We start from the raw sequence: 24,498 nt of genomic DNA on the forward strand, positions 1-24,498 counted from the left end.
CTAGCGATCAGAAAGGGCTTCAGAGGCTCTCAGCTGGCGAAGACCGGGAACGGGCCGGCTGGTTCCAGTTCCAGGCACGCTCCCCGCACCGCGGCGGCGAGCTCCGCCGCGTCCGCCTCAGCCTGGACGTAGAACCCCTCGTCGGCGAGCTGCTCCCGATCCAGGTAGCGGCGTAGCCGCAGTATCGGGTCCAGCGCGCGCCAGTGCTCGAGTTCATCCTCGTCGCGGTAGCGACGCGGGTCGTCCGACGTGGTGTGCGGGCCCATCCGATACGTGAACGACTCCACCAGCGTCGGACCCTCGCCGGCGCGGGCCCGCTCGACCGCCCACCGAGTCACCGCGAGCACCGCGAGCACGTCGTTGCCGTCGACCCGGACGCCGGGAAAGCCGAAGCCCTCGGCCCGCCGGTACAACGGCGCCGGAGACTGGCGCTCGACCGGCACCGAGATCGCGTACTGGTTGTTCTGCAGGCAGAACACCACCGGCGCGTCCATCACCCCGGCCCAGTTCAGCGCCTCCATCGCGTCGCCCTGGCTGGTCGAGCCGTCACCGAAGTACACGCCGACGACCTCCTCGACGCCGTCGCGCTGGACGCCCATCGCGTAGCCGACGGCGTGCAGGAGCTGGGCGGCCAGCACGATCGTGTACGTGTTCAGCTTGCGCTCGAACGGGTTCCAACCGCCGTGGGAGGTGCCGCGGAACGTCGCCAGCAGCTCGGCCGGCTGGACGCCCCGCGCCAGCGCGACGCCGTGCTCGCGATACGAGGGGAACAGCATGTCGTTCGGGGCGAACGCGCGGGCGGACGCGACCTGGGCCGCCTCCTGGCCCAGGCTCGGCGCCCAGAGGCCCAGCTGGCCCTGGCGCTGCAACGCGGTGGCCTCGGCGTCGACGCGCCGGGTCGCGACCATCTCGCGGTACATGCCCCGCAGCTCGTCGGGGGTGATGCCGAGGGGAAAGCGATCGTCGTCCCGGCGCTGGCCGTCGGGAGTGAGCAGTTGAACGGTCGTCACGACAGGCTCCGTAGGGGTCCGAGAGGTATGTCGTCCCAGGTCTGGCCGGCGGCGAACCGTACCACCCTCCGATCGGTGACCACAGCGGTGACCAGGTCGAACGGAGTCACATCGAACGCCGGGTTGGCCGCCGGGAGGTTCGGCGCGAGTTCGGCGCTCCCGCGGTCCTCGATCTCCACCGCGCCGCCGTCCGGCGTCTGCCGGTCCACGGTGGACTCCGGCGCCACCACCACGAAGGGGACGCCGGCCCGGGCGGCGCCGAGTGCGTGGGCGTAGCTGCCGATCTTGTTGACGACGTCACCGTTCGCGCAGATCCGGTCGGCGCCGATGATCACCGCGTCGACCTCGCCGCGGGCGATCAGGAACGGCCCGGCCCCGTCGACCGCGACCCGGAAGGGGATCTGAGCCCGGCCGAGCTCCCAGGTCGTGAGCCGCGCGCCCTGCAGCAGCGGACGCGTCTCGCTGGCCACGACCCCGCCGAGCCGCCCGGCGCGGTGCAGCGCGAACACCACGCCCAGCGCGGTGCCTCCGGTGACCGTGGCCAGGCCGCCGGTGTTGCAGTGGGTCAGCAGCCGGGGTTCGGCGCCACACAGCTCGCCGATCAGGTCGACGCCGTAGGCGGCCATCGAGTCGCTGCTGGCGATCTCCTCGTCCCGGATCGCGAGGGCCTCGGCGAGCGTCCGTTGCGGGCCGTCGGGCAGGACGGCGGCCACGCGGTCGACGGCCCGGGCCAGGTTGACCGCGGTCGGTCGGGCGTCGCGGAGCGCGGCCACGGCCGCGTCGCGGGCCGCAGGATCGGAGATCGTGACCGCGGCCAGTGCGACGCCGAGACCGCCGGCGACGCCGATGGCCGGCGCACCGCGGACGGCCAGCCGTTGGATCGCGTCGACGACCTCGTCGACGGTCGTCAGCCTCAGGAGACGTTCGACGTCCGGCAGCGCGGTCTGATCGATGAGTTCGACGGCGGGCCGGCCGGCATGCGTGGACCAGTCGACCGTGCGCTGACCAAGTGGTAGCTGGACGTTGCCGGTCGGCGGCGTGGACCTCGGCGGTTCGGTGCTGCTCACGCACCGAGCCTGCCATGTCCACGCCGACCGACCGGTTCCGCCAGTCGCCAGGACCGTCCGGGGGCGCGTGTGGACGATCAAGGCGACGTTCGTGGGGGTCGTCAGACCCGTTCTTCGCTTCCCGTCAGTGCTCGTTCGAGTACCGTCCGCGTCGCGCACGGCCACAGCACGCGGCCGCTCGGGGTCTCCGGGCAGCCGGTGCAGTAGAAACGACCGCCGGGTTCGGCGGGTATCTGGACGCCGTCGTGCAGCGCCAGCACGGCCTCCACGGCCCGGAGCAGGTCGTAGAGATCGAGAGGGGCATGCGCGAGCAAGGCGACGTCGTCCGCCGTCCGGATGCGCTCGCGGATGTCGCGAAGCGTCACCCAGACGTTCGTGGGGTTGCCTCGACTCACCGGGCGCACCGGAGTTGCAGAGCGGAGCGTGGATGCGAGCGTCCAGGCGACCAACGCGACGAGTCGTCCGCCGGCCGGGCCCCGGTGAGCGGCTCTTCGGGCGCCGCGGTGTTCCGTCCGCACGAGAGGAACCCCCGGTTCCGGAGCGATCTCGAGTACCGACCGCGCCCTTCCGCGCCCGCCTTCGCCATCAGGCTCACCCCTCCGCTCGTTCGTTGCGATCCGAGACTGGGCTGTCGACGAGGAGTACACAACTCGTCACTGACTGATGTTGATACCCGGACGTATGAGATGAGCGGTCGGGGATACGTCAACTCTGGTGGGGTGATTGCCATCGCCCGCACCATTCACATTGCTCACACCAACCCGGTTGGTACCAGTGGTGGAATTCTCGTAAGCCCAAGGGCCAGGGAAGACCAGCCGACAAGCGGAGTCAGACCCGGCGCACGACGCCACACAACGCTCCTACCTGCACTCACACGCCGAAGTATTGGGGTGCTAGCCCTACCATTGTGGCCTTGCGCACACTTTGGGCGCAGCTATCATCAGCCTCATCCGGGTGTATGACCAGTGTCCACTGCGCAGGGCAGGAGCACGTCGATGGCCCGTGAGTCGTCTGAGCACTCCCACGCTCCCCGGGTGTGCGCCCATTGTGGGGGGCGACTTCGCCGAGACAACACCAACACGCTGTGTGATCCGTGCTCGCGAAGCGCCCACACCGTCGAGCTGCTGGCTCCGGTGCTGCCCCTCGATTTCTGGGCCGAGCCGGAGATGCGCCAGGCCCTCGCCGACCACGATCTCGGAAAGGTGTCGCAGCTCTATCGCGCGCGCACTCCGATTCGTCGTCAGCACATGGTCGCGGAACTCGTCGGTTTCTCGCAGGCGCACATCTCGCGTATCGAACGGGGTCTCTGCGAAATCCGGCTCGACACCGTGCTGCGTTTCGTCCAGGGCCTGCGTATACCTCCCCACCTGGTAGACCCCATCGGCGCTCCATACCTCGACGGATCAACGGCGCCCGAATTGGCAACTACCGTCCCTACTCATGCAGGGCATGAAGTAGGAGACAACATGCGACGTAGAAGTGTGCTGAAAGGACTGACCGGTGCGGCCGCGCTGGTGGGGTTCTCGCTCGCCGGCGACGAGGAAGAAGAAGCCCTTGCGAGCGACGATTTCGGCCGCGTCGGCGAGGCGCACGCCGCGCAGTTGGAAGATGCCCCGAAGCATCTGTACAACCTCGACTACCGATACGGCGGCGACACTCTCTGTGATCAGGCGGCCGCGCAGCTCCGGCGCGCGAACAAGCTGCTCAACCGCGGGCAGTACAGCGAGCAGGTCGGTCGTCGCCTCCAGGTAGCCACCGGCGAGCTCGGCATCTGCGCCGGTTGGCTCGCGTTCGACGCGGGCCGGCAAGACCAGGCGCGCTACTGCTACACCGAGGCGCTGGCCGCGGCGCGGATGGCGAACGATCCGAACCTCGAGGTCCACGCGCTCGCGAACATGAGCATGCAGGCGGTCGCGCTCGACCGGCCGCGCGAGGGCCTGCACATGGCCCAGGCCGCGCAGCGGGTCGCCGAGAAGATCTCGACGCCGACGATGGACTCGCTGCTCGCGATGCGCGAGGCCCGCGCCTGGGCGAAACTCAACGACGGTCCGGCCGCGCGCCGGGCGATGGTGCGGGCCCGGGACTCGTTCGAGCGCCGCAGCGCCGATGAGGAGAAGCCGGTCTGGATCGCGTTCTTCGACGAGGTCGAGCTGGCCGGCAACGAGGGCATGTGCGAACTCGACACCGGCCGCGCGAACAAGGCCGCGTCGTTCCTCGAGCTGGCCCGGGGCAAACAGCGCGAGGGCATGGTGCGGAACAAATCGCTCTATACCGTGCGGCTGGCCTTCGCTACCCTCGCTCGCAGGGACGTGACGCGCGCGATCGAGATCGGTGAGGAGGCGCTGGGCATGGTCGTGAACGAAGTGACCTCCACCCGCACCCTCAACGAGTTGAGAGCTTTCCGCCGTCAGCTGGCCCAGGTGAGTACGTCGACCGCCGCCCGTAGCTTCATGGCGAGATTCGATTCGACGGTAGTCGCGTGAATTCGGCCGCCGGAAACGGCGGCCGAATTCGTTCTCTCACCCGGGTTGTCACGCAGTGCGAGTCGCGTCCCACGATCGGTGGCATACACCCCTTGAAGTCCGCATGTCCGGACGGGGGTAACCGTCCGGTCTGCAGGAAGGCCAATGATGACCCCTACTGCGCCGCACCAGCTCATCACCCGCGCCTACGACACCGCAGGCGCGCGCGCCATTCAGGACGAATTGTTCGCCCTGTACGCCGAGATCTACGCCGATCACCTCTCCGACCCGTTCTATTCGGTGGAGCGGTTCGCTGATCGGTTCGCCGGTCATTCGAATCGGTCCGGCTTCCGGTTGGTGACGGGTTCGATCGGTGGCGCGCTCGTCGGCTACGCCTATGGCGGCCCGCTGGGCCGCACCACCCGATGGTGGGACGGTCTTCGTGACGACGTTCCGGCCGACGCTCTGGTCGAGGACGGCACGCGGACGTTCGCGCTGAACGAGATCATGGTGCAGGAGAGCTGGCGGCGTCGGGGGATCGCTCGCTCGCTGCACGACACTCTGCTCGGCGGGCGTCCGGAGCTCCGGGCGACGCTGCTGGTCGATCCGGACAACGATCCGGCGCGCAACGCCTACCTCTCGTGGGGCTGGCGGACGCTCGGCCACCTGCAGCCGTTCCCGGACGCGCCAGTCTACGAGGCGTTGGTGATCGATCTGCCGTTGCCGGAAGCCGCGGCCAGCTGAAACTCCCACAATTCCGGACGCAATTCCCAGAACCCGTCACCGCACGCGAAGGCCGTCGTTGGGCAGAGCGTGCTGACCCCGCGCTCCTTCTGCTCCCGGACGCCGACGCCGCAGGCCGACGAGTCGGGGGAGAGTGCTGCGCGTTCCGGGCCCACCGAGCACGTGATGGCGGTGTCCCCGTCCGGCCGGCGGGAGCGGCATCGTGCGCACACGTTGCGCTGCAGCCGCCCCCGTCCGTCGGAGCGGTCCGGGTCGGGAGTCGAGTCGGCGAAGGTGCGCTGAGTAGGTGTTACATTTCCGCCTAAATGGGGCGGGGGGTGCTCGGTGCGGGCGGCTTGGTGGGTGTCGGGTGCTTTGCTGGCGGTCGGGGCCGTGTTGGTCGTGGCCGTGGTTCTCGGGGGTGCGGCGGGGCTAGGGCGCTCTTCGGAGGCGCCGGCGCCGGTGTCTTCTCCGTCGGAGTCGGGGTTCGATTCGGGCGCGATGATTCCGGACACGACCGGGACGTTGCCTGGGGACGTGGTGACGCTGGATCCGGGGTCGATCGACTATCACTACGCGGATCTCGACACCGACTGGTTCCCGCGCTGACCGGCGTCGTTGGCAAGGTCGGTTCGAAGCTGGTCAGTGGGTGGCGACGGCTCGATGGTGCTTGCGGCGCTTGATCCCGCACTCGACCCGTGTGCCGCTGGGTGTGGAGGGCGGGAGGCTGCCGTCTGCTTGGCTGCGGGCGTCACCGGGTGGCCCCGGCGGTCAGTAGCGAGGCGGATTACCGGGGCCCCCGGCCGCCTAGTTGAAGCCGCCAGATGAACCTTGGTGCTCAGCCCGCCGCGGGATCGGCCCGGATAGTGGCCGTGGGGCTCTGCGGTGCACCGCGACGCGGTGGTCGGGTCGTTTCCGCGGTCAGCCGGGTCCTCGACGGGCCACGCAAATCTCGTCGCCGACGGGCAGAGGGATCTTGCTCAGACCGCCGTGGGACAGCCCGGTCGATGTGGAAAATCCATTCGATCTCGCGGATCGCCAGGATCTCGTCCGGCGCGGCCGCTCGTGGGCGGTCTTCCAGATCGGTATCTGTCGGGGGATCTCGCGCCTCGGCGCACTGGTCCGTAGCTTCCCTACGACCGCGTTCATGACCTGCCGATGATTTGGGTCGAGGCCGAGTCCGGTGGGTGTCGGTCGGCGGGCCGGCCAGCCAGTATTCGACCGGCCAGGACACTTCGGGAGCCTTCGCGCCAGGTGATCGGGTGGATCAGGTCAACGAGCGACCCTCGGCCGTCCACCTCGCGCCGCGGGTGGCGGACTGTAGCTTTCGGCGCGCCATCTCGAGACCGCGCGCGGCGGCCTCGTGGAGGGGGTTTCCGGTGGCTAGTGCGGTGAGGAAGCCGGCGGCGAAGGCGTCTCCGGCGCCGGTGGCGTCTTGGATGGTTTCGGGCGGGAGCGGGGTCTGGGGGACATGGCCGGTGCCGTGCCGGCCGAAGGTGCGGATGCCGTCCGGACGCTTGAGCACGATCGTCGCCGCTGGGGCGCGGACTCGGACCCTAGCCGCAAGGACGCCATCCGGCTCGGGTGCGGCCGGTTGCTCGGGTGCGGCCAGGTGCTCGGGTGCGGCCCAGTGCTCGGGTGCGGCCCGGTGCTCGGGCTCGGCCGGCGAGGTGGATCCGGCCAGCGCCCGGAACTCGGACTCGTTGACCAGGACGTAGTCGGCGGTGGCGAGGATTTCGTCGATCGAGCGGGTCGGGTGGGTCGCCCAGGTGTGACCCGGGTCGACGGAGATCGTGGGGCCGGCCGCGCGCACGGCGCGGAGCACCTCGACGAGCACCGGGGGCGGCCCCGGGTCCAGGAACGACGTGACGTGCACGAACCTCGCCGCCGACAGGTACGCGACGATCGGCTCGAACGAGCGCTCCAGATGACCGGCCATCAAGACGTTCGCACCGGCGTGCGTGAGCAACGTCCGCTCCCCGGACTCGGTGTAGGCGACACAAACGCCGCTGAGGGCGGCGTCCGTATGGAGCACGTGGGGGTGATCGACGGCGGGGAACCACTCGACGGGGGTGCCGGACGGCGTGCGGCCGGCCACGCCGACGTAACCGACGCGGAGGTGGGGCGGGACGGCGGCGACCGCGTTGTAGGCCGAGCCACCGGGGGTAGGGCGAGCCGGGAAACGGCGAAGGACGGTCTCGATCGTGGCCGCGTCGACCGGAGTCTCGGTCCCCCAGTCGATCGGCCGGCCGAGGAGCGCCGAGAGGGTCGCGGTCGTCGGACCGCTGACCCGGTAGTCCAGGTTCAGCGCGCCGACGCCGACGATGTCGACGTCGCTCAATCGCCGGCCGACGGGCCGAGGAACGCCTTGGTGAAGACGTACGGGGCGGACGCGTTGCCCGCGCAGGCGTCGGTGTCGGCGTCGGCCTCCACACCCGGCGGGCAGGGCTGGTCGCGGGTGATCGCCCACATCGAGACGAACGCGATGTGCTTCTCCTTGGCGAACGCGGCGACTTTGACCGCGTCGGCGATGCTGAACACCTCGGTGGTGGGGGAGTTGACGCCGATCAGCGGCGTGACCGCGATGCGTTTCCAGGCTTCCTCGCTGGTCAGGCCGAACACGCTCTGGATCTTGAGTTTGGCGTTCGTCATGGCCCGGATCGCGTAGTTGCCCATGTTGCCCTCGGGGTCGGGGGCGGCCCAGCGTCCGTAGTCCATCGCCATGATGTTGACCACGTGGATCGTCGCGTGGGCGTCGGCGGCGGCGGTCAGCATCCAGCCCGGGCTGGCGGTGAAGCCGCTCGGGTTGATCGGGAGCGTCAGCGAGACGTTCAGTTTCTTGCCCGCGGCCTTGGCGTTCTTCTCGAGGAGGGCGATGGCCTGGCCGCGGAGGATGTCGGCGTCGCGGTCGGAGAGTTCGGCGCCCTCGATGTCGAAGTCGACCATCGTCGCTCCCAGGGTGTCGATCGCTACCTGGTAGGCGTGGGCGAGGGCGGTCACCGAGTCGCAGGCGGAGGCCAGTTCGGTGCCGGCCGCGCCGCCGAACGAGATGCGGATCTCGCCGCCGGCTTCGCGGAACTTCCTGACCCGGTAGAGGGTGTCGGGGTCGTCGATCGGGGTGTCGCCGCTCCAGGTCGGGGTGCAGCCGTCGCCGGCGATGATGAAGCCGAGGATGTACTGCTTGATGCCGGTCTCTTGGACGGATTTCGCCAGGTCGAAGAGGGGGTAGTAGCCCATGTCGACGTAGGGGGCGAAGCCGGTCTGGGGGATGACCGGGGGTTTGGTGGGGGTGGGTTTCGGGGCGGCGGCCGGCCGGATTTCCGGCTTCGGGCTCGGGGTGAGCGTCTGGTAGGCGATGGTCGCGCCGGTGGCCAGGACTATGAGGGCGGCCAGTACCGCGGTGAGGCGGAGCGGGGTGCTGGAGCGGCGGTGGCGGCCGGCTCGTTTGGTGGCGAAGTCGGGTGGGGGCCCGGAGTGGCGGGGTGCGGTGTCTCGGGTGCGGGGTGGGCCGTCGGCGTTCCACGCCACCTGGGGCGGGAGGCCCCCGGCCCCGGAGACCGGCGCCCCGTAGACCGGTGCCGCCCCGGAGACCGGCGCCCGGTAAACCGGTGCCGCTCCGGAGATGGGTGCCCCGCGGACCGGTGCCGACCCGGAGACCGGCGCTGCGCCCGACGTCGGGCGGGTTCCGTAGACGGTTGCGGCTCCGGAGACGGGGGCCGCTCCCGACACCGGCCGGGCGCCGGAGACGGGCGCGTCGTAGACGGGAGCCGCCCCGGAGACCGGGCGGGATCCGTAGACGGGAGCCGCTCCGGAGACCGGGGCCGTGCCGGAGGCGCGGGCCGCTCCATAGACCGGAGCCGCTCCCGACACCGGCCGGCCGGGCACTCGGGCTGCCCCCGTCGACGTGCGGCGACGGGGCGGCAGACCCGGGTCGTCAGACTCCGGTCCTCGTCCGGGCCCAGCAGGTCGCACGGTTAACGGTCTCCACGAAGTTTGCGTCTGCAACCTTAATACCGTACGACCGCCAGGCGTCCTGCGTCCCGAAGACGTACGACATCTTGCTAATCGCCCCGAATGCCTGTTTAGTAGAGGAAACGGCGACTTCGGGAGGGTGTGAATGGCTGAACCCCTACCCTCACCCCTCTCGCTCCCCAAGTCCCAATACCGCCAGATCGCCGACCTCCTCCGCGCCCGCATCGAGACCGGCCACTACGAAAAAGACGACCCGCTCCCCTCCGAGCCCGAGCTCGCCGCCGAGCTCGGCGTCTCCCGCGTCACGATCAACAAAGCGATCAGCCTGCTGCGCATCGAGGGCCTCGTCCGCGTCCGGCGCGGCGCCGGCACCTACGTCCGCTCCACCCCGCGCATCACCCGCGACGCGCGCTACCGCTACGCGGTCGTCCCCGGCGGCACCCACGCCAGCGAGCTCGAGGGCCGCGCGCTGGGCCTGACCCCCCGCGCCGAGTGCACCGAGGTCGGCGAGGTCGGCGCGCCGCCGGACGTCGCCGCTGCCTTCGGCATCGACCAGGGCGATCCGGTCGTCGTCCGCCGCCGTCGGCTCTATGCCGACGAGGAACCGACGCGCCTCGCCGACACCTACCTCCCCTGGGACGTCGCCGACGACACCGAACTGCTCGATTCCGACGTCGGCAGCGGCGCCATCTACTCCGACCTCGCCGATCACGGGCACGGGCCGGTCCGGTTCGCGGAGGACATCACGGTCCGGATCGCGTCCGACGAGGAGGCGCGCGCGCTCGATCTCGAGGACGGCCAGGCGGTCATCCACATCAAGCACGTCGCCTGGGACGCCACCGACCGGGCCGTCGAGGTCGCGCTGCACGTCATGCCCGCCCACCTCTGGCGCCTGCACTACGACTGGGACGTCTTCGGCCCCGACGAAGAAGACGACGAGTAGCCCAGCCCAGCGGCGTCCCCAATGTGCACTTGGGTCACCCACCGAATGCCCGCGGCGGCATACTGTGCCGCAACCACCTCGGGCGTTGGCCCTAAACGGCTATTCCGTAACGGTATAAATCGCCCGGCCAATCGGTCATCCGGGCGTTTATCACCTTATGGCTGTGAGACAACCATGCGTCCGCCAGGATCGGTGCAGTTCTCAGCAGTTACCCCTCGCTGACGACGGAGGCATAAATGGGAAGACGCGCAGCACTGGCCGCCGCCGGGGTCGCCTTAGCCGGGTTGATCTCGCCGGCGCTGGTGTCACCGGCCGCAGCGGCGCCACAAGCGCCACGGGCCGCGGCGGCCCCCGCGCCGATCACCTGGACCGCATGCGGCACCGAGAACTATCCGACGCTGCAGTGCGGCAAGGTCTCGGCCCCGCTCGACTACGGCAACCCGGGCGGTAAGAAGATCACGCTCGCGGTGTCCCGCATCCCCCACACCGCGGCGACCTCGCAGGGCGCGCTCCTGGTCAACCCGGGTGGCCCGGGTGGATCCGGCCTCACGCTGGCCGGGTTCGTCGCCAGCAACCTGCCGGCTGCGGTCGCGTCCCAGTACGACGTCATCGGTTTCGACCCGCGCGGGGTCGGCGACAGTGACCCGTCGCTGAACTGCGCGCAGGGCATCTTCGACCCGGTCCGGCCGGACTCGGTGCCGAAGACGAAGGCCGACATGGAGGCGAACCTCAAGCGGGTGAAGAGCTTCGCCCAGGCCTGCGCCACCAAGTACGGCAGCATCCTGAAGTACATCGACACGATCAGCGCCGTCAAAGACATGGACGTGATCCGGCAGGCGCTCGGCGTCAAGACGATCAACTACTTCGGCTACTCGTACGGCACCTACCTGGGTTCCGTGTACGCGAAGTTGTTCCCGAAGAACGTCCGCCGGATGGTGCTGGACAGCGTCGTCGACCCGACCGGGGTCTGGTACGAGGACAACATCGACCAGGACTACGCGTTCGACGCCCGCCACAAGGCGTTCGCGGCCTGGGTGGCCAAGTACGACAGCACGTACCACCTGGGTACGACGCAGAAGGTCGTGCTCGACAAGTGGTACGCGGCCCGGGCCGCGCTCAAGGCCAAGCCGGCCGGTGGAGAGGTCGGTCCCTCGGAGTTCGAGGACACGTACATCCCCGGCGGCTACTACAACGGCTACTGGCCCTACCTGGCCGACGGCCTCGCCGCGTACGTGAACCAGAAGGACGAGCAGGCGCTGGTCGACCTGTACGAGGCGTTCGGCGCGATCGACGAGAGCGGCGAGAACGGCAACACGATCTACAACGCCGTGCAGTGCCGGGACGCCCACTGGCCGCGTGACTGGTCGACGTGGGTGGAGGACACCTGGCGCGTGTACAAGAAGGCGCCGTTCATGGCCTGGAACAACGCGTGGTTCAACGCCCCGTGCGTGTACTGGCCGACGAAGAGCCTGCAGCCGATCGACGTCACGAACTCGAAGGTCCAGTCCGTGCTGATCTTCCAGGCGACGCTCGACGCGGCGACGCCGTACCCGGGCGCCGTGGTCACCCGGCAGAAGATCAAGAACTCGCGGCTGGTCGTCGAGGTCGGTGGTGGCAACCACGGCATCACGCTCGGCGGTAACGCCTGCCTCGACAAGTACCTGAGCGACTACCTGGCCACCGGGGCGCGCCCCGACAAGCCGGGGCTCGTCGACGCGACCTGCGCGAAGGTGCCGGACCCGGAGCCGCTGGCCCCGACCGCCGCCGCCGGATCGACGGCGAAGGCCGCCATCAAGGCCGGCCGCGGGACGATCCACGAATTCGTGGCAACTCGACCCGTAGAGTAAAAGCTCGCTTTACCGGGCATTCTGGGCACGGGCGACAATGCAGTCGTCCGTGCCCAGGAGGTCCGGCCATGATCTCTCATGTCAACTGCGTGATCCTCTACGTTCGCGACCAGCAGCGATCGCTCGAGTTCTACGTCGACACGCTCGGCTGGGACCTCCGGACGGACGCCTTGATGTCCGACGGCACGCGCTGGATCGACGTCGCACCGCCCCGGGCTCGCACCCGGGTCGCGCTGATCACGCCCACCGGCGGCTACGTCTTCCCGCCGAGCGCCGCCGCGCCCTGCACGCTCACGACCGAGGACGCTCAGGCGACGTTTCACGACCTGAAGGGCCGGGGCGTCGAGGTGACCGAGCCGGTCGTCGAGTCCTGGGCCACCTACCTCACGGTCACCGACCCGGACGGCTACGTCTACGTCGTCGGCGAGAACCACGATTAGCGGCGGGGCAGCCTCAACACGTGATCGCGGATGTCGCCGCCGACGCCGGTCGAGAGCGTCTTGCCGGCCGCGTGCAGCTCTCTCACCGCGGCCCTGATCTGGGCCGTGTCGGCGGTGCCGAACAGCCCGTCGAGAACCTCGCGGGGACGGTCGGAGATCCGGAACTCGCCCACCCGGCGCCGGGTGGCCAGCAGGTTCTGCTTGAGGCTCTCGACGACCGCCCGCTCCTCGTGCCGCTCGGCCCCCACGGCCAGGTGCTGCGCGCTCTGCATCCCTTCGACCGGCAGTTGGTCGCCCTCGTCGGGCGTCCCGGACTGTCGTAACGTGCGGCGCCAGCCCCGGCGCGCCCTCGCGACAGCGTCCGCGAAAGCCCAGGCGCCGTGGGGTTGCCGAGTGATCAGGATCAGCCAGAACACCGGTTCGTCGTTCGGGTTCACCCGGACCGCGGCCGGCCAGGCGCGGCCCGGCAGGGCCGCCTCCAGACGGCGGAGGTAGCCGCGGACCACCGCGCCGGCGCCGCCCGAGTGGAACTCGGTGCGCCAGTCCGCGCCGACCGCGCGGTCGAGCTTCTCGAGCGCGGCCTCCGACCGGCGCCCGCCGACCAGGTTGACCGCGATCCGTTTGATCGCGTCCGCCCGGACGAACGCGATGACGTCCGTGCTCGGCCAGCGACCGGCGCGCGGTCCGCTGAGTAACTCGGTCAGCGCGTCGAGCTGCAGGCTGCCCGCGGTGACGTCGTGGACGAGGAGGAGCGCGGCCTGCTCGGCCTCGGTGAGGAGCTCGGGCAGCGCGTCGGCGACGGTTCCCCGCCGGGCGTCGGTGCCGGCCAGCGGTTTGAGGGCGGCCGGGCTCTCGTCGAAATGGATCAGGCGCGCGTCCGGCGCGCCTGCGGCGGCCGATTCCAACGCGGACGCCAGGGAGCCCGCCGGTTCGCCGACGACGACGGGGGACGCGGTGACCCGGCCTTTTGTCGCAGTTCGGAGCCAAGAACCCAGATAGTTCCCGAGGAACTGCGCTACCAGGAGCGCCGACGACTGCCGCGATGTAACGAGCGGTGTCGACCGGGCCACGCCACTACTTTCCCACGGGCCTCCGGGGCCGTGTGGGCGCAGTCAGCCGAACGGTCACACGTCGCCCAGGTCACCTTGACTGTTCACCGACCGGGCCTGCAATCTCTAGCGAGCAGCTAGGTCTTACCGAACTCATCATCAAAGGGAGCCGCCGTGATCACGCGCCGCCAACTGTTCGCAGGCTCTGCCTCGCTCGGCCTGCTGGGTGCGCTCGCGGCTTGTGGGGGTAACGACGAAGACAGCGGCACCGAAGGCGTCGCCAAGGAACTGCGGCTGGGCTTCTTCCCGAACCTGACCCACGCCCCCGCGCTGGTCGGCGTGAGCGAGGGTCTGTTCACGAAGTCCCTGGGCAGCACGAAGCTCTCGACTCAGCAGTTCAACGCCGGTCCGGCCGCCGTCGAGCAGATCTTCGCCGAGGCGCTGGACGCGACCTACGTCGGTCCTAACCCGACGGTCAACGCGTTCGTCAAGAGCAAGGGCGAGATCATCCGGGTCATCGCCGGTGCGGCCTCCGGCGGCGTGGCTTTCGTCGTCAAAAAGGGCATTACGGAAGCGAACCTCAAGGGTAAGAAGATCGGCACGCCTCAGCTGGGCAATACCCAGGACGTCGCGTTGCGGTACTGGCTCAAGCAGAAGGGGCTGACCGCGACCAAGGAGGGTGGCGGCGACGTCAAGATCCAGCCTCAGGAGAACGCGCAGATCCTGGAGAAGTTCACGGCCGGCCAGCTCGACGGCGCCTGGGTGCCCGAGCCCTGGGTGAGCCGCCTGGTCGCGGCCGGCGGCGAGGTGCTGGTCGACGAGCGCGACCTGTGGCCGAACAAGCGGTTCGTGATCACGAACCTGATCGTCCGCACCGAGTTCCTCGAGAAGTACCCGAAGACCGTGAAGGCGCTGCTCGAGGGCCACGTGGCCGCGAACGACGCGATCAAGAGCGATCCGGCGAAGGCCCAGCAGGCGGTCTCGGACCAGATCGGCAAGCTCACCGGCAAGCCGCTCAAGCTCGACACGATCAAGAAGGCCTGGCCGACGCTGGAGTTCCTCAACGACCCGATCGCGTCCTCCCTCACCACCGGCGCCGAGCACGCCGAAGAGGTCGGGCTGCTCGACAAGGTCGACCTGAAGGGCCTCTACGACTTGAAGCTTCTCAACGAGGTGCTCAAGGAGAAGGGGGAGAGCTCGGTGACCCAACCATGACAGCCGTGACCACCGGCACGACCACGAAGGCGGGCGCTGTCCGCCTTCGTGGCGTGTCCAAGCGCTATCCGGGCGGCACGCTCGCGCTCGACGGTGTCGACCTGTCGGTCCAGCCCGGCGAATTCGTCTGCCTGGTCGGGGCCTCGGGATGCGGGAAGAGCACGCTGCTCAACCTCGTCGCCGGGCTGGACGCTCCGACCGCGGGCGAGATCGACGTCGAGGGCGGCCGGGCCGCGTTCATGTTCCAGGAACCGGCGCTCTTCCCCTGGCTGAAGGTCGGGCAGAACGTCGAGGTGCCGTTGAAGCTGCGGGGGGTCTCTCGGGCCGAGCGGCGTGCACAGGCATTGGATCTGCTGGCGACGGTTCGTCTTCGGGATGTCGCCGACAAGCGGCCCCACGAGCTCTCCGGCGGTATGCGTCAGCGGGTCGCGCTGGCCCGCACCTTGGCCCAGGACGCGCCGGTGCTGCTGATGGACGAGCCGTTCGCCGCGCTCGACGCGATGACCCGGGACGCTCTCCACGACGAGCTCGAGCGGGTGTGGCTGGAGCGGAAGCTGAGCGTCCTCTTCGTCACGCACAACGTCCGCGAGGCGGTGCGCCTCGGCGACCGGATCATCCTGCTGGCCAGCCGTCCGGGCCGGGTGATCCAGGAGTTCGTCGTCGATCAGCCGCGGCCGCGGCGGCTGGATGACCCTTCGGTCGCCGCCTTGGCGGGCGAGGTCACCGATCGCCTGAAGGAAGAGGTGCGCCGGCATGTCAGTTGAGATCCCCGGCAAGCCGGACTTCTCGAGCGCACAGGAAATGGCCGAGCTGGCCGGGCTCGACGCGCTGGAATTCGAGCCGGAGCGGCGGGATCTCGGGCGCCGGATCTGGCGCAGTGCCTGGCCGAAGCTTCTGGCGATCGTGCTCGCGGTCGCGGTGTGGCAGATCGTGGTCGAGACGGGCTGGCGATCGCGCACGATCCTGCCCCCGCCCACCGAGGTGTTCCCGCAGCTCTGGGACATGCTGACGACCGGCTCGTTCTGGAGCGCGGTGGCCACCACCATGCGCCGGGCGATCATCGGGTTCGCGGTCGCGGTGGCGATCGGGCTGGTGATCGGGTTCGCGGTGGCCCGGTTCGCGGTGCTGCGGGCCGCGGTGGGGTCGCTGATCACCGGTCTGCAGACGATGCCGTCGATCGCCTGGTTCCCGCTGGCGATCGTGCTGTTCCAGGGCGGCGAGGCGGCGATCTTCTTCGTGATCGTGCTCGGTGCCGCTCCGTCGGTGGCGAACGGCGTGCTGGCCGGCGTCGACTTCGTGCCGCCGTTGCTCGTCCGGGCCGGGCGGAACATGGGCGCGAGCGGGTTCAGCCTCTATCGGACCGTGATCGGGCCGGCGTCACTACCGGCGATCCTGGCCGGGCTGAAACAGGGCTGGGCGTTCTCCTGGCGCAGCCTCATGGCCGGTGAGCTGATCGTCGTGATCGGCGAGTCCGGGTCGCTGGGCGCGTTGCTGACGTTCACCCGCGAGCTGTCCGAGTACGGGCAGATGCTCGGGGTCATGATCGTGATCCTGGTGATCGGAATCCTGGCCGACGCCGTGTTCGGCTGGGCCAACAACTCCCTCCGCCGGCGCTGGGGTCTGGCTACCGACCGCACCTGATCAGCAGATTTTCCGTAAGTTTCCCTCAATTCCGATGCATTCGGTCGGGGCTGAGTGTGACCGACGGGCGAATGAGCGGCATGATGGGAAGGTGCAGATATCGGCTCGGGCGGAGTACGCGGTAAGGGCACTTCTGGCGCTCGCCGCGAACGATCCCACGACGTCCACGGCCCAGGCGCTCGCTGACGAGCAGGGCCTTCCCCGCAAGTTCCTCGAGGCGATTCTTTCCGACCTCCGCCGCGGTGGGCTGGTACGCAGCCAGCGCGGGGCCGAGGGCGGGTACCGGCTCGCGCGTCCGGCCGACTCGATCGCGATCGGTGAGGTACTCCGGGTGGTCGACGGCCCGCTGGCCGGCGTCCGGGGTGAGCGGCCCGAGGCCGCCATCTATACCGGAGCGGCGCAGAACCTGCAGACCGTGTGGGTCGCGGTGCGGGCGGCGGTCCGCAACGTGCTGGACGAGGTGACGCTGGCCGATGTGTTGTCGGGGAACTTCCCGGCTCACGTCAGCGAGATGGTGGCGGCGCCGGGAGCCTGGGCGTCGAAGTAGGTTCTCAGCCTCGCAGAGGCTCGGAGGCGCTGAGCGCGAAGGCGGCGGCCGCGTCGACCGGGCGGGGGCGCTCGACCGAGCCCTGCTCGTCCCACTCGATGCGGGCGGCCAGCTCGAGGTAGCGGTCGATGTCGTTGACGCTGTCGGTCGCGGTTCCGTACATGGTGCCCTCCGTTGGGTCCGTTGCCTCCAACACAGATAACGACCGGAAAAGTGCGTCGTCCGGTTCAGATCGGGTGCAGGGAAGGAGCAGGGGCCGGCCGCTTGCATCCGCGCGGCCGGCTGAGCTACCGGGCGGACGGTAGCGGACGGGGTTCCTCCTTGATGGTTTTGCTCGTACCGGTGGTCGGCCAGAGGTTGCGGGGGTCGGTGGACCGGGCCGTGTCGGTGCTGCCGTCGGCGAGCCAGGCGGCCTGCCCGTTGACGTAGAGTTCCCACCCGCCGAAGGCGTCGTGCGTGCCCGAGACCGCGTACTGGAGCGCGCCGTCCGCGCCCCTGGTGATCGTCACGCGGACGACGGCGTCGACGTCGGCGATCTGGGTGTTGATCAATCCCCCGACGATGTCTCGGAGGTTGAGCGGGCCGATGCCGACGTTCGGCATGAAGTCCGCTGACTTCCAGGGGAAGTAGGGCGTGCCCACGAGCTGGAAGGTCACTTCGACGCGATCGCTGACGTTGCGGTAACCCGCCGACGCCACCATGTCTTTCGGGTCCGACGCGGTCAGCGTGCCCGCGATGGGCAGCGCTCCGGGCTTGAGCTGCCGCCACCAGGCCGGCGAGTCGGGCGCCTGGGTCGTATCGCCGTTCCAGTAGAGCTCCGTCTCGCCGAACTGGGCGGCCGGTTTCTCGGCCGCCGTGACGCGGAGCTGGTCGGGGTTGAGCCGCACGGTGTACGCGATGCGCGCGCGGCTCGATCCGCCGCTCTGTTCGTAGTACCGGTCGTCGCCACGGATCGCGACGGGGGCGCCGGCGAGGGTGATCGCCTCCGCCGGGATGAACCAGCGCAGCTCGAAGGTGACCGTCACGTTCCGGGTCCGCTTCAGCGACTGCGTGGTGGCGGTCGTTCCCGAGTCCCCGTGCTTCAGGTCCGAGCCTTGGTCGTCGCCCGGCCATTGATCCCACTCGCCGGGATCGGAACCCTCCGGCTCCGCCTGCACCAACGGCGGGTCGCTGTACGCCTGCTGTTCGTTGGGCCCGACGCTGCCCGGCTGCTGTTGTTGCCGGCGGTCCATGTCTTTGCCCTGGTTCGCGCGGGCGCCCTGCTCCGAGGTGTTCTTGGGCTTGCCTACCAGCGACGCGGCCGTCTTGAAGTTCTCGGCGGCCCAGCGCTGCGCGGCCTCCGATCCGCCGAACGCTCCGCGCAGCGCCGCGTCCGCGAGCCCGGTGGTGCCGGAGAGCCCGCTCATGTCACGGAACATGGTGCCTTGTGAGAGGGCGTTGAGCGCCGCTGTCATGCCGGTCGGATCCGGGAGCGGCGTCGGGTTCGTGATGTTGAGTACCGTCGGCGACAACGGCTGCGCCTTCAGATCCGGTGTCTGGTCGCGCGACTCGGCGGTGAGCGCGGCGATCTCGGAGGCGACGATCGGGATCGGCGAGTCCTGCCAGTTCCAGAACCGGCTGTTGTCGAGCTTCTCCGCGGAGTTCGCGCGCCCGAGCACCGCCTCGGCGAACACGCCGCCGGTCGGCAACGGCACGATCGCCTCCGACACCACTCCCGTCTGGAGTTGCTTCTCGTCGAGGAACTTCTGCCAGTCGTCGTCGGTGGCGTAGGTGCGGAACACGAGATAGTTGGCGGCCACCGTCACGGGTGTGGGGTCGATCGCCTCCATCAACGGCCGGCCGGCCAGCGTGAAGCGCGCCAACGCGAGCGCGATCGACGGGGCATCGAGGCTCTGCCAGATCGCTTGGCTGTAATGCAGGGCGTTCTCGTCCAAGTGCCCGGAGATCGTGTCGAAGCCGGCGCTGACGCCGAGATCGAGCAGCGCGACGTCGTCCGTTCCGGCGGTGACCGGCACGGTGACCGTCGCGGTGACCCACCGTCCGTGGTCCTCGCCGGGGTCGGCCCGCACTCGCTCGCCCCGGATCTGTACGGCCACCGTGCCGGCATAGGCGCTCTTCTGCGGGTCCCGACGCAGCAGGACGCGGCGGACGGACGACATCGCGCCGTCGAAGTTGGTGCTGATGTGATCGTGCTCGGCCACGGCTGGGGCCTTGTCCACACCGGCCGTCTGCCGGTCCGAGGCGGTCGTCGGCTGAGCCAAGGCGGCCGTCTGCTGGTCGGCCAGGGCCGGAGGCCGCGTGGCGTCGGCCGCGAAGGGCTGGTATGTCACGCTTCCGTTCTGGTGTTCGACGACGAGCCCGCGGAACGGATGCCCCGGCGTGCTGGTGCCGACGTCGATCCTGTGCCAATCCTCGACCGGAATCGCGACGTCGCGCGCGCGGACGGCGCCGACCCCGTACTCCGCGGCGAACTCGGTGACCGTCCACGAGAGCGCTGGCGACGAGAGCGCGAGGATCTCCGCGTCGAGGTCGGTGCGTAACGCCGTGCCGACCGCCGGGGTCAGCGCGGCGGCTGCGATCGCCTCGCGGAAGCGGTAGACGAGTTCGCGCCGGCGGAAGTCGAATACCTTCATCGGGACGAACAGGCAGCGGGTCACTCGGTTGAGCTCGATCGCCACGCGGTAGGTCTGGACGACCTCGTAGTACTGCACGGTCAGCGCGTGCATGTGGTTGTAGTTCGTGACGGCGCGGGTCGAGAGCCGTTCGTGCTCCTCCTGAGAAACCTCCTGGACCACTGTCGACCAGCGCTCACGGACCATCGTCGACGCCTGCTGGGTCAGGTCGGCGATGTTCTGCGTGAGCTCCGACCGCAGGTTGCGCGAGCCGGTGGAGACGCCCCAACTCGACGCCTGGCTCTTCCCCGAGCCGTAGCCGATCGAGTAGCCGCCGCCCCAGCCGTACCCCTGGCTGTCTCCGCCGTACGAGCCGCCACCCCCGCCGCTCTTGCCGATTCCCCAGCTCTCGCCGCCGGACTGGGCCGCGCTCATGCCGGATTGGAACTCGCCGGCCACCGCGTCGACGACCTCGTTGAGCGCCCGGGTGTGCGTCTGTTGGTTGGTGAGCTGATCCTGTTCGCGGGTGCTCTCCATGCGCTCACCCCGCTCGCGGCGTTCCCAGTCGACGAGCGCTATCCGCGTACTCTCTCCCGGCGCGAGTGCCAGGCTATGCAGCAGCTGGCCCAGGGCCAGGCCGTTGGTGTACCAGGACTGCGAGAACTCCACCACGGCGCCGACCGCGATGCGATCGAACCCGGCGTTGCTCAGCAACGCGTCCGTGAGATCGACCTGCCCGGCGGCTTCGATCGCCGGGCTCGCCGGGTCGACGTGCGCCGGCAGCCAGTGTGCGAGCGCGGACCGCGGGTCGGCCGCCGCGAGTTCGCGCGGCCCGGCGGGTGCCGGCGGCGGGTCGACGAAACGATCGAGCAGAATTGTCTGGTAATAGGCGCGTTGGTTGGGGTGCGTGCCCATTGTCGGCACGAGCTCGGGTGGGGTGCCGGGATCCCAGACGCCGCTATCCCAAATAGTGTCGGAATTCTGCGCGGGAGTGTCGACCACAGAAGAAAGGTAGCGCCAGCGGCGATTCAGGAGAAGGCTGAGGGAGAAGTAGTGGCTCGCCGACGCAGTGAGGAATCTCCATGGCCATTCCGGCGCGCAGGATTCGTGACCGTGAGTCCTTCAACAACGTGACTTCCTCACCACACGAAACCGCCGCGATCTACTTTTTCAAGCAGCTTGATCCGATTTATGACGCGGTCTGTGCCGTAGCGCAAGATTTCATCAATCGGCCGCATCTCTACACGCGAATCGGCAGCGACGAATGCGTCGAGGCCCTGGCGAGGCTGCGGTCCCAGCTCGGCACCGACCCGCGCCTGCCCTCGCGTGACCAGCGCGCGCAGGCGTACGCGGCGGTGTACGGCCCGCCGAACGGAGTGGCCGAATTCGACAAACTCCGCGAAGACCTGATGGCGGCCGCAACCGCCTATGCCGAGCGGGTATTCGACACCGGGGTCGACATGCTTCGGGAACGGGTGAGAACGGCACACAAGCCGCTCAAAGACTTTCTGACGGGCGCAACGGGCGATTCCACGAGATGGACGAGTGGGCAGGCTCTGGACAATCTCGCGGAACGCACGTGTTTCAGCGTCTTGCGCGTTCCCGGAATCAGCAGCGTCTTCGGAATCGCGTCGGCGCCGCAAAAGGATTGGCCCTATTCCGAAGACAGCGACGCCAACAAGCTGCTCGACGAGATCAGCCGCCGCCTGACGCCCGCGAACGTGCTCGATCGGCAGGGCGCCAGTAGTCGGCAGCGGGTCGCCGCGCGGGGTGCCGAGGCCATCGCCTCGGTGCTGGATTACTCCGAAAACGGCGCCGATCGCGGCGACGACAACGCCTCGCTGGACATCCTGATCACCCAGGTCTACACGTGGGCCACGGCCAAGAAAGCGCTCGCGATGGGCGCAACCTCAAACTGAATCGCTTACAGTATGACTTACGTGAGCGATGGGCATCGGGTGGGAGCCTGCTGCCGAGCGGCCGAACCAGGGGGCCGGCGGGGCGCCGGAACCGAAACGAGACGGAGACCGGTTCCGAGTGGACGACGAAGGCCCGGTCCATCCATGGACCGGGCCTCACGTTTAGCCTGCTCAGCGGGCTGGCGGAGGATACGAGATTCGAACTCGTGAGGGGTTGCCCCCAACACGCTTTCCAATGCTGCTCGGCGGCGTTCGCGGGCATCCGTACCCGTCCGGACCTGCGGCGCGACCAAACCGCCGCACGTCGCCGGACCTCCCCGAACGCGCATGAACGAGACGGAAACTGAGACGGACGGCGTTGCGACCGCACACGTGGGATATCGCGGCGGGAGCTCCGCCGTGCTACTGTCCCCGATCACGACGCGAGGTGCGTCGCGGTGTACCGAAGCGCAGGCACCGACCTGCGTAGAGGTGGCAGTACCCGTTCGGCCCTGGCACGCCGGGACCTGAGGTCAGTCCATAGCCGCGATCGGCAACTCGTTTCGCTCGGCAGAAGGCGGGCTCGATCCGCTGGATGCTGGAGCGCGAGCTGGTCGGTGTCCGGCTCCCGCGTGTAGTGCCCGCGGGAGAATCCCCTTCCGTGGGACGTCCGGGATCCGGAAGGACACCATGGTTACCCCGGAAGAGAACCACCCGTCGGCGCCGAGCCACGTCATCGGCGAGACGACCGAAATGCCCAAGCCGCTCCGCCGTCTGCCGGAGCTGCCCGAGCCGGGCAAGATCCGCGCGGTCCGTGCCGCCGCGCGCAAGCACCTGGGAATGGGTGACCGCGCGGCCGGCGCCATGTCCACGATCTGGGTGCGGCCCGATGACGTTTTGCCGCAGATCGAACAGCCGCGCCGGATGCGCATTCCGGGCGGCGACCTCCTGTACGTCGAGGGGCTGGTCTGGATCCCCCGGCTGATGGCCGACCCGTTCAACCCGCGTAACGCCGCGGATCACCGCTACCCGGTGTCGGGCGGTGGTGCGTCCTCCCTGGAGCACGACATCGCCGGCAGCATCACCGCGGGGCGGGCGGAACTGGCGATGACCGCGCCGTCGCGCGACGCCCTGCTCAACGCGCTGAGCAAGGGCATGGCGAAGACGCGCGTGGCGAACACGCCCTACCCGCCGATCGGTGACCAGGGGATCATGGATGCGCCGTTCGGGGTGATGACGGTCTTCGGCTTCGAAGACGGCACCCCAGACGTCGCGGTGCCCGGGGTCCGGGAGGGCTCCAGCCGCGTCACCCACGCGCAGGCGATGCACGAGCTGGAGCCGGAGGACACGGTCCTGCGGATGCCGTCCGGCTCGAAGGCGATGACCGACTTCATCGCGGAGATCAACAGCATCGTCGACAAGCCGGCCGCCGAGCTCACCGAGAACGACAAGGCGCGCGTGCGGTGCGCGACCACGAACTTCATCCTGATCGTCGGCTTCGATCCGGACGTGGACGGCAGCATCGACCTCGCCGAGGCCGTCAAGACCAAGGTCGCTCAGGAGCATCTGAACATCAAGGCTGACTGGTCGCTCCCCGCCCGCCACTCCGTCATGGCCGACGACTGCCTGCGGTCCGCGTTCGGCGAGTCGCTGCTCACGAGCGGGCAGGAGTACGACTGGCTCCGCGGCCTGATGACCGCGGACACGGCATCGGCGGCAGGCGTGTCCAAGGACGCGGACGACCGCACCACCCGGCTCCTCTACCTGTTCACCACCGACGAGCCCAAGGTGCACGCCGCGATCCGGCGGCCGATCGCCTTCGTCCTGAGCCGTGACAACACGCGGAAGGTCCAGGTCAAGAAGACGACCAAGGTGCCGTACGCGGTGGAACTGGTCTCCCGCGAGTTCCGCGGGCGGCCCGGCTATGAGAACTCGACCGTCGACCGCATGGTCAAGGTGGTGGAGAACGGCGCGAAGATCACCGGGCTCAGCCCGTGGACGATGACCTCCCGGTCGCTCAACGCGCTGGAGAAGGCCGCCCTCGCCGAGCTGCACTCGGCCGGAAAGCCCGGGGCCAGCTGCACGGAACTCGCCGTCCGGGCGCTCTACTACATCGCGGTCCACGACGTTCTGCGGGTTCCCCGTAACGACCAGGGAGCGACGTCCGACCGTCGTACGGTCGCCGAGGTTCTGGAGGCGATGCTGGACACGCCTCGCGGGATCGCTCAGCTGGCCCTGATCGTGCGCGATGGGCGCCGGGGGCAGCGGCCCTTCCTCCGCGACGAGGCGGGTGAACCCGTGATGGACGCTACGGGCACCGATCCCGTCACGCTGCAGAACCACACGATGCGCTACGACCTGTACCCGAAGGGCCAGGCCAGTGAGGCCCCCCAGGGCCAGGACCCGTTCCTCGCCGCACAGATCCGGCTCAAGGACGCCGTGAACGCGCTGGAGATCACGGCAAACGACCTCGAAGCCGTGAAGGACGACGAGGGCAACAAGCTGGTCGAGCAGCAGGGCCTGCCCACCCAGGCCAAGGCCTGGCGCAAGCAGCTGCGCGACGTCGCCGAGCGGCTGTCCGACTGGTACGAGGTCGGCGTGGAGTACCGCGCCAGCAACGCGGACATCCCCGCGAGTCCCACGACCGACCCGGGGGATGAGGACCCGGAGGCCGCTTAGCCTCCGTCGCCGGGGACGACTGCGATCGTCCCCGGCGGTTGCCCCGCGCCCTCGGCGGCTCCGACTGAGACGACTCGACCGGTAACCCCGGGCGGATAAGCCCGCGCGGTCACCCACCGTATGCGGACCTGGCCTAGCGAAGCCGCCAGGACCCTTGCGCCCCACCGGCGGGCACGGGGCGTCACACAACGCGTCTGACGGCGGTTGAGCGGGCACACCACGATGTCCCTCAACTGGATGGCCTATGTGGTTGCCGGCCGGTCAGCGCGACTATCCACAGCCCCGCGTCGCGTGACGCGATGCGTCGGGGTGAACGCTTATCATCACGAACAGGCAACGGCCCCCACAGTTGGCGCTGTGAGGGCCGTAGGCCGGGCACGGAGCCCGTCGTTC

General features: G+C 69.3%; 20 protein-coding genes. 12 read left to right on the forward strand and 8 right to left on the reverse strand.

From position 1 onward, the window contains the following. Positions 1–29: 29 nt before the first annotated feature. The 3 genes from pdhA to FL583_RS16865 all read right to left on the reverse strand — a co-directional run bounded on the left by pdhA (position 30) and on the right by FL583_RS16865 (position 2,442). Entirely contained in the window at positions 30–1,010 is a 981-nt protein-coding gene (gene pdhA / locus FL583_RS16855; RefSeq protein ID WP_240746717.1) for a pyruvate dehydrogenase (acetyl-transferring) E1 component subunit alpha, read from the reverse strand. Further along, the gene (gene mtnA / locus FL583_RS16860) at positions 1,007–2,077 is read right to left on the reverse strand and encodes an S-methyl-5-thioribose-1-phosphate isomerase (protein ID WP_142705624.1); all 1,071 of its coding nucleotides are present in this window, start codon (positions 2,075–2,077) and stop codon (positions 1,007–1,009) included. The genes pdhA and mtnA overlap by 4 nt, the downstream gene beginning before the upstream one ends. A 101-nt stretch (positions 2,078–2,178) precedes the next feature. Then, complete coding sequence (locus FL583_RS16865; RefSeq protein WP_142705625.1) at positions 2,179–2,442, reverse strand: hypothetical protein; 264 nt, start codon at positions 2,440–2,442, stop codon at positions 2,179–2,181. A 768-nt stretch (positions 2,443–3,210) separates the two neighbouring features. On the opposite strand from FL583_RS16865, the gene FL583_RS16870 reads away from it, so the two are divergent. From FL583_RS16870 to FL583_RS40160, 3 genes are all read left to right on the forward strand, one after another. Then, positions 3,211–4,560 (forward strand): helix-turn-helix domain-containing protein, encoded by a 1,350-nt coding sequence (locus FL583_RS16870; protein ID WP_170323687.1) that lies wholly within the window; start codon positions 3,211–3,213, stop codon positions 4,558–4,560. Positions 4,561–4,704: 144 nt separating this feature from the next. Beyond that, entirely contained in the window at positions 4,705–5,283 is a 579-nt protein-coding gene (locus FL583_RS16875) for a GNAT family N-acetyltransferase (protein ID WP_205752208.1), read from the forward strand. A gap of 441 nt (positions 5,284–5,724) precedes the next feature. Beyond that, on the forward strand, positions 5,725–5,871 hold the full coding sequence (locus tag FL583_RS40160) for a hypothetical protein (protein ID WP_170323688.1): 147 nt from the start codon (positions 5,725–5,727) through the stop codon (positions 5,869–5,871). A 658-nt stretch (positions 5,872–6,529) separates the two neighbouring features. On the opposite strand, the gene FL583_RS40165 is transcribed toward FL583_RS40160, so the two are convergent. Together FL583_RS40165 and FL583_RS40170 are read right to left on the reverse strand one after the other, a co-directional pair. Next, the gene (locus FL583_RS40165; RefSeq protein WP_170323689.1) at positions 6,530–7,603 is read right to left on the reverse strand and encodes a carbohydrate kinase family protein; all 1,074 of its coding nucleotides are present in this window, start codon (positions 7,601–7,603) and stop codon (positions 6,530–6,532) included. Beyond that, positions 7,600–9,147 (reverse strand): chitinase, encoded by a 1,548-nt coding sequence (locus tag FL583_RS40170; RefSeq protein ID WP_170323690.1) that lies wholly within the window; start codon positions 9,145–9,147, stop codon positions 7,600–7,602. The genes FL583_RS40165 and FL583_RS40170 overlap by 4 nt, the downstream gene beginning before the upstream one ends. Before the next feature lie 232 nt (positions 9,148–9,379). Here FL583_RS40170 and FL583_RS16890 point away from each other — a divergent pair, with 232 nt between their 5' ends. From FL583_RS16890 to FL583_RS16900, 3 genes are all read left to right on the forward strand, one after another. Then, on the forward strand, positions 9,380–10,177 hold the full coding sequence (locus FL583_RS16890) for a GntR family transcriptional regulator (protein ID WP_142705629.1): 798 nt from the start codon (positions 9,380–9,382) through the stop codon (positions 10,175–10,177). A gap of 236 nt (positions 10,178–10,413) precedes the next feature. Continuing rightward, positions 10,414–12,024: an alpha/beta hydrolase gene (locus FL583_RS16895; RefSeq protein ID WP_142705630.1), complete on the forward strand. Its 1,611-nt coding sequence runs from the start codon at positions 10,414–10,416 to the stop codon at positions 12,022–12,024. A 68-nt stretch (positions 12,025–12,092) separates the two neighbouring features. After that, positions 12,093–12,464 carry a VOC family protein gene (locus FL583_RS16900; protein WP_142705631.1) on the forward strand — a complete coding sequence of 124 codons (372 nt, stop codon included), beginning with the start codon at positions 12,093–12,095 and terminating at the stop codon, positions 12,462–12,464. Here the strand turns inward: FL583_RS16900 and FL583_RS16905 are convergent. Further along, on the reverse strand, positions 12,461–13,534 hold the full coding sequence (locus tag FL583_RS16905; protein WP_142705632.1) for a class I SAM-dependent methyltransferase: 1,074 nt from the start codon (positions 13,532–13,534) through the stop codon (positions 12,461–12,463). The genes FL583_RS16900 and FL583_RS16905 overlap by 4 nt on opposite strands. A 153-nt stretch (positions 13,535–13,687) precedes the next feature. Here FL583_RS16905 and FL583_RS16910 point away from each other — a divergent pair, with 153 nt between their 5' ends. From FL583_RS16910 to FL583_RS16925, 4 genes are all read left to right on the forward strand, one after another. Next, the gene (locus tag FL583_RS16910; RefSeq protein WP_142705633.1) at positions 13,688–14,728 is read left to right on the forward strand and encodes an ABC transporter substrate-binding protein; all 1,041 of its coding nucleotides are present in this window, start codon (positions 13,688–13,690) and stop codon (positions 14,726–14,728) included. Next, the gene (locus tag FL583_RS16915) at positions 14,725–15,492 is read left to right on the forward strand and encodes an ABC transporter ATP-binding protein (RefSeq protein WP_142705634.1); all 768 of its coding nucleotides are present in this window, start codon (positions 14,725–14,727) and stop codon (positions 15,490–15,492) included. The genes FL583_RS16910 and FL583_RS16915 overlap by 4 nt, the downstream gene beginning before the upstream one ends. After that, positions 15,482–16,369, forward strand: a complete 888-nt coding sequence (locus tag FL583_RS16920; RefSeq protein ID WP_142705635.1) for an ABC transporter permease — start codon at positions 15,482–15,484, stop codon at positions 16,367–16,369. The genes FL583_RS16915 and FL583_RS16920 overlap by 11 nt, the downstream gene beginning before the upstream one ends. A 91-nt stretch (positions 16,370–16,460) precedes the next feature. Next, entirely contained in the window at positions 16,461–16,916 is a 456-nt protein-coding gene (locus FL583_RS16925; RefSeq protein ID WP_142705636.1) for an RrF2 family transcriptional regulator, read from the forward strand. 4 nt (positions 16,917–16,920) lie between these two features. On the opposite strand, the gene FL583_RS40175 is transcribed toward FL583_RS16925, so the two are convergent. Together FL583_RS40175 and FL583_RS16930 are read right to left on the reverse strand one after the other, a co-directional pair. Then, complete coding sequence (locus FL583_RS40175; protein WP_170323691.1) at positions 16,921–17,079, reverse strand: hypothetical protein; 159 nt, start codon at positions 17,077–17,079, stop codon at positions 16,921–16,923. A gap of 124 nt (positions 17,080–17,203) precedes the next feature. Further along, positions 17,204–20,530, reverse strand: coding sequence for a hypothetical protein (locus FL583_RS16930; protein ID WP_142705637.1), 3,327 nt, complete (start codon positions 20,528–20,530; stop codon positions 17,204–17,206). Positions 20,531–20,610: 80 nt separating this feature from the next. Between FL583_RS16930 and FL583_RS16935 the strand changes: the two genes are divergently transcribed. Both FL583_RS16935 and FL583_RS16940 read left to right on the forward strand, forming a co-directional pair. Beyond that, the gene (locus FL583_RS16935) at positions 20,611–21,447 is read left to right on the forward strand and encodes a hypothetical protein (RefSeq protein ID WP_142705638.1); all 837 of its coding nucleotides are present in this window, start codon (positions 20,611–20,613) and stop codon (positions 21,445–21,447) included. Between the two features lie 669 nt (positions 21,448–22,116). Further along, entirely contained in the window at positions 22,117–24,105 is a 1,989-nt protein-coding gene (locus tag FL583_RS16940) for a hypothetical protein (protein WP_142705639.1), read from the forward strand. The last annotated feature ends 393 nt before the right edge of the window (positions 24,106–24,498 follow it).

The organism is Cryptosporangium phraense, assembly GCF_006912135.1.
GTDB lineage: Bacteria > Actinomycetota > Actinomycetes > Mycobacteriales > Cryptosporangiaceae > Cryptosporangium > Cryptosporangium phraense.